A 5,587-nucleotide genomic window follows, 5' to 3' on the forward strand; every position below is an offset into this window, starting at 1 on the left:
CCGGGGCCGGCGGGGCGCGGCCGCGGGCGGCTCCACCCCCCCCCCTTGGGCCCCCCCCCCCCCGGGGGCACGGGTCGCCCTCGACGTCCAGCACGACCTGCGCACGGACATGTACAGATCGCTCACCCGGCTCGACGGCCGCCGGCAGGACACCCTGAGCACCGGCCAGGTCATCGGGCGCGCCACCAGCGACCTCCAGCTCATCCAGGGGCTGCTGTTCATGCTGCCGATGACGATCGGCAACGTGCTGCTGTTCATCGTCTCCCTCGTGATCATGGCGGTGCTTTCGCCGCCGCTGACCCTGATCGCGCTCGCCGTCGCCCCCGCCGTCTACGCCATCGCCCGCCGCAGCCGCTCCCGGCTGCACCCCGCGACCTGGTACGCGCAGACCAGGGCCGCGGACGTCGCGGGCGTGGTGGACGGGGCCGTCACGGGCGTCCGCGTCGTCAAGGGCTTCGGGCAGGAGGACCAGGAGACCGACAAGCTCCGCCGGGTGGGCAGGAAGCTCTTCGCGGGCCGCCTGCGTACCGTGAAGCTCAACGCCCGCTACACGCCCGCGCTCCAGGCCGTGCCCTCCCTCGGCCAGGTCGCCATGCTGGCGCTCGGCGGCTGGCTCGCCACCCGGGGCCAGATCACGCTCGGCACGTTCGTCGCGTTCTCCACGTACCTCGCGCAGCTCGTCGGGCCCGTGCGCAGCCTCGCTGTCGTGCTCACCGTCGGCCAGCAGGCCCGCGCGGGCGTCGAGCGCGTCCTGGACCTCATCGACACCGAGCCCACCATGACGGAGGGCACCAAGGAGCTGCCTGCCGACGCGGAGGCGTCCGTCGAGTTCGACGACGTGTCCTTCGCCTACCAGGAGGGCAGGCCCGTCCTCGACGGCCTGTCGCTGCGCGTCGAGCCCGGCGAGACCCTCGCCGTCGTCGGCTCGTCCGGCAGCGGCAAATCCACCGCCTCCCTTCTGCTGCCGCGCTTCTACGACGTCACGCACGGCGCCGTCCTCATCGGGGGCCACGACGTGCGCGAGCTCACGTACGACTCGCTGCGCGCCGCCATCGGCCTGGTGCCCGAGGACAGCTTCCTGTTCTCCGACTCGGTCCGCGCCAACATCGCGTACGGCCGCCGCGACGCGATCCAGGCGGACGTGGAGCGCGCCGCGCGCCTCGCCCAGGCGGACCGGTTCATCGCCGCGCTCCCCGAGGGCTACGACACCCGCGTCGGCGAGCAGGGCCTCACACTCTCCGGCGGCCAGCGCCAGCGCATCGCGCTCGCCCGCGCGATCCTCACCGATCCGCGCCTTCTCGTACTGGACGACGCGACATCCGCGGTCGACGCGCGCGTCGAGCACGAGATCCACGAGGCGCTGCGCGGCGTGATGGCGGGCCGTACGACGCTGCTGATCGCCCACCGCCGCTCCACGCTGGGCCTGGCCGACCGGATCGCCGTGCTCGACGGCGGCCGGCTCGCCGACATCGGCACCCACGACGAGCTCCAGCGGCGCTCCGCCCTCTACCGGCGGCTGCTCACCGACCCCGACGAACTGGGCGAGAGCCCCGTGGAGCCGGAGATCGACGGGGTACGCGGGTCCGCGGCGGCCGCCGAGGAGAGCGCGGGGACGCGCACGGCCGCCGAGCGGATCGCCGTACGCGAAGAGGTGGCGCGCGAGGGCATCGAGACGGAGTTCGACGCCGACTTCGACGCGGAGCGCGGCATCACGCCCACGCTCTGGGCGCGTGACGAGGTCGCCGAGGAGGAGGCCGCCGTGGGCGCCACCCCCGAGCTGCTGGCGCAGGTCGCCGCGCTGCCGCCCGCCACCGACGAGCCCGGCGTCGACGAGGAGCGCGCCGTCCGCGCGGAGTCCTCGTACGGCCTGCGCAGGCTGTTGCGCGGCTTCGGCGGCGCCCTGACGGCGAGCCTGCTGTTCGTCGCGGCCGACGCCGGGATGGGCCTGCTGCTGCCGGTCCTGGTCCGGCACGGCATCGACCAGGGCGTCGACAAGGTGGTGATCGGCGCGGTGTGGTCGGCGGCCGGGCTCGGGCTGCTCGTCGCGCTCGCCCAGTGGGCGGCGCAGATCGGCGAGGCCCGGATGACCGGCAGGACCGGCGAACGGGTCCTGTACGCGCTGCGGCTGAAGATCTTCTCCCAGCTCCAGCGGCTCGGCCTGGACTACTACGAGCGCGAGCTGACCGGCCGGATCATGACCAGGATGACCACCGACGTGGACGCCCTGTCGTCGTTCCTCCAGACGGGCCTGGTCACCGCGCTGGTCTCCGCGATCACCTTCCTCGGCATCCTGGCGGTGCTGCTCTTCATCGACGTGCAGCTGGCGCTCGTGGTGTTCGCCACGCTGCCGGTGCTCGTCGTCGGCACGTACTTCTTCCGGCGCAGGAGCGTACGGGCCTACACGCTGGCGCGTGAGCGCATCGGCGTGGTCAACGCGGACCTCCAGGAGACCGTCTCCGGCCTGCGCATCGTGCAGGCGTTCCGGCGCGAGAAGGACGGCGGCGAGCGGTTCGCCGGACGCAGCATGCACTACCTGCACGCCCGCAGCCGCGGCCAGTGGCTCATCTCGGTGTACTTCCCGTTCGTGCAGTTCCTGTCGTCGGTCGCGGCGGCCGCCGTACTGATCGTCGGCGCGGACCGCGTGCAGGCGGGCACGCTCACCACGGGCGCGCTGGTCGCGTACCTGCTCTACATCGACCTGTTCTTCGCCCCCGTCCAGCAGCTCTCGCAGGTCTTCGACGGCTACCAGCAGGCGACGGTCTCCCTCACGCGCATCCAGGAACTGCTGCGCGAACCCACGTCGACGATCGCGGCGGAGCACCCGGTGAGCGTGGGCGCGCTGCGTGGCGAGATCGCCTTCGAGGACGTCGACTTCCACTACGCGGCCGACAGCACGGGCGGCGAGGAGCAGGAGGGCCCCGAGATCCTTCCGGGAGGCGCGAGCGCGGGCGGCGCGAGCGCCGTCGCGGGCGCCGGGATCGCGGCCGGTCCCCGGAAAGAGGCCGCGCTGCGCTCCGTGGACCTGCGCATCCCGGCCGGCCAGACGGTCGCCTTCGTCGGCGAGACCGGCGCGGGCAAGTCGACGCTCGTCAAGCTCGTCGCGCGCTACTACGACCCGACCGGCGGGCGCGTCACGGTCGACGGCGCCGACCTGCGGGAGCTCGACCTCGCCGGGTACCGGCACCGGCTCGGTGTCGTGCCGCAGGAGGCGTATCTCTTCCCCGGCACGGTCCGGGACGCGATCTCCTACGGGCGGCCCGGGGCGGGCGACGCCGAGGTGGAGGCGGCGGCCCGAGCGGTCGGCGCGCACGACATGATCGCCACGCTCGACGGCGGCTACCTGCACCGGGTCGCCGAGCGCGGGCGCAATCTGTCGGCGGGCCAGCGCCAGCTGATCGCGCTCGCCCGCGCGGAACTCGTCGACCCGGACATCCTGCTGCTCGACGAGGCGACCGCGGCGCTCGACCTCGCGAGCGAGGCGGCCGTCAACCGGGCCACGGAGCGCCTGACGGGACGGCGTACGACGCTCGTGGTGGCGCACCGGCTGACGACGGCGGCGCGCGCGGACCGGGTGGTCGTGATGGACCACGGCCGGATCGCGGAGGACGGCACGCACGAGGAACTGCTCGCCCTGGACGGCCGCTACGCGCGCCTGTGGCGCAGCTTCGTGGGCGAGGAGGAGCCCGCGGTGGCGTGACACGCCCGGGCCCGCGGAGCCCGTCCCCGGCTCCCGGCCCGGGCCCTGCGAGGGCCTCGCGCCAGGCCCTACGGGGGTCTCGCGTGAGTCCTACGAGTGGTTGAACCCCGGCAAACGGCACGAGCCCTGGCGGCACGCCCGGCGGGCCCGTACTGTCACGGGCGTCTGTCATGAACACGAGGGAGTGTGAATGGGCAAGGCGCTCAGATGGCTGCTGAGTCTCGCGCTGCTGATAGCCGCACTCGGCACGGCAGGCGCGGCCGGCGCCGCGGAACCCGACACCACAGGCTCATCCGGCCCACCCGGCTCATCCGCCACGACGGGGCCAGGCACCACCGGCTCATCCGCCACCACCGGACCCGCCACCACCGGCAGCACCAGCAACACCGCCAGCACCGCCAGCACCGGTACCAACACCAGCACCGCCAGCACCGCAGACATCAAGGACCGCATCCTCGCCATCCCGGGGATGAGCCTGATCCAGGAGAAGCCGGTCGACGGCTACCGGTACTTCGTCCTCGACTACACCCAGCCCGTCGACCACAGGCACCCCTCCCGGGGCACCTTCCAGCAGCGGATCACCCTGCTGCACAAGGGCGTGGACCGCCCCACCGTCTTCTTCACCAGCGGCTACAACGTCTCCACCACGCCGAGCCGCAGCGAGCCGACCCAGATCGTCGACGGCAATCAGGTCTCCCTGGAGTACCGCTACTTCACGCCGTCCCGGCCCGACCCGGCCGACTGGACGACGCTGGACATCTGGCAGGCGGCCAGTGACCAGCACCGCGTCTTCACCGCGCTCAAGGCGATCTACTCCGGGAAGTGGCTCGCGACGGGCGGTTCGAAGGGCGGCATGACCGCCACGTACTTCGAGCGCTTCTACCCGCGCGACATGGACGGCGTGGTCGCGTACGTCGCGCCCGACGACGTCGTCAACAACGAGGACTCGGCGTACGACCGCTTCCTCGCCACCGTGGGTACGAAGGCGTGCCGCGACCGCGTCGAGGCCGTACAGCGGGAGGCTCTCGTCCGGCGGAAGCCGCTGGAGCGCGAGTACGCCGACTGGGCGCGCGCGGGCGGCTACACCTTCACCACCGTGGGCACCCTCGACAAGGCGTACGAGGCCGTGGTGCTCGACTACGTGTGGGCCTACTGGCAGTACAGCCTGCTGTCCGACTGCGACAGCATCCCCGCGGACGCCAAGACCGCCACGGACCAGCAGATCTACGACAGCATCGACACGATCTCCGGGTTCTCCGCCTACACGGACCAGGGGCTTGAGCAGTACACGCCGTACTACTACCAGGCCGGTACGCAGCTGGGTTCGCCGGACATCAAGCAGCCCTGGCTCGGCGGTCTGAGCCGGTACGGCTACCAGCCGCCGCGCGATTTCGTGCCGCGGTCCATCCCGATGCGGTTCGACCCGGGCGCGATGCCGGACGTCGACAGCTGGGTGCGGCACCACGCCGACCACATGCTGTTCGTGTACGGGCAGAACGACCCCTGGGGCTCCGAGCGCTTCCAGGTCGGCCAGGGGTCGCGCGACAGCTACGTGTTCACCGCGCCGGGCGCGAACCATGGCGCGAACGTGGCGGGCCTCGTCGCCGCCCAGCGGACGAAGGCGACCGCCCGCATCCTCGACTGGGCGGGCGTGGCGCCCGCGGCCGTGCGGCAGGACGAGAGCAAGGCGAAGCCGCTCGTGCCCTTCGACAAGAAGCTGGACACGCGAGAGGTGACGCGGGGGCCGGCCATGCTGCCGTAGCCCTCACACGCCAGGTACCCGGACGTGGGGGGGGGGGGGGGGGGGGGGGGGGGGGGGGGGGGGGGGGGGCGGGGGGCCCCCCCCCCCCCCGCCCCGGGGGGCCCCCGTACGCACCCGAACACGCCGCG

2 protein-coding genes are annotated in these 5,587 nt (G+C 73.0%); both read left to right on the forward strand.

The window, feature by feature from the left end:
* The first annotated feature begins 109 nt into the window (after window positions 1-109).
* Window positions 110-3,697 (forward strand): ABC transporter ATP-binding protein, encoded by a 3,588-nt coding sequence (locus tag LCE31_RS19045; protein ID WP_374118500.1) that lies wholly within the window; start codon window positions 110-112, stop codon window positions 3,695-3,697.
* A 190-nt stretch (window positions 3,698-3,887) separates the two neighbouring features.
* Complete coding sequence (locus LCE31_RS19050) at window positions 3,888-5,459, forward strand: S28 family serine protease (RefSeq protein ID WP_225015722.1); 1,572 nt, start codon at window positions 3,888-3,890, stop codon at window positions 5,457-5,459.
* The last annotated feature ends 128 nt before the right edge of the window (window positions 5,460-5,587 follow it).

The sequence above is a fragment of the Streptomyces sp. 8L genome (assembly GCF_020176795.1).
Lineage (GTDB): Bacteria > Actinomycetota > Actinomycetes > Streptomycetales > Streptomycetaceae > Streptomyces.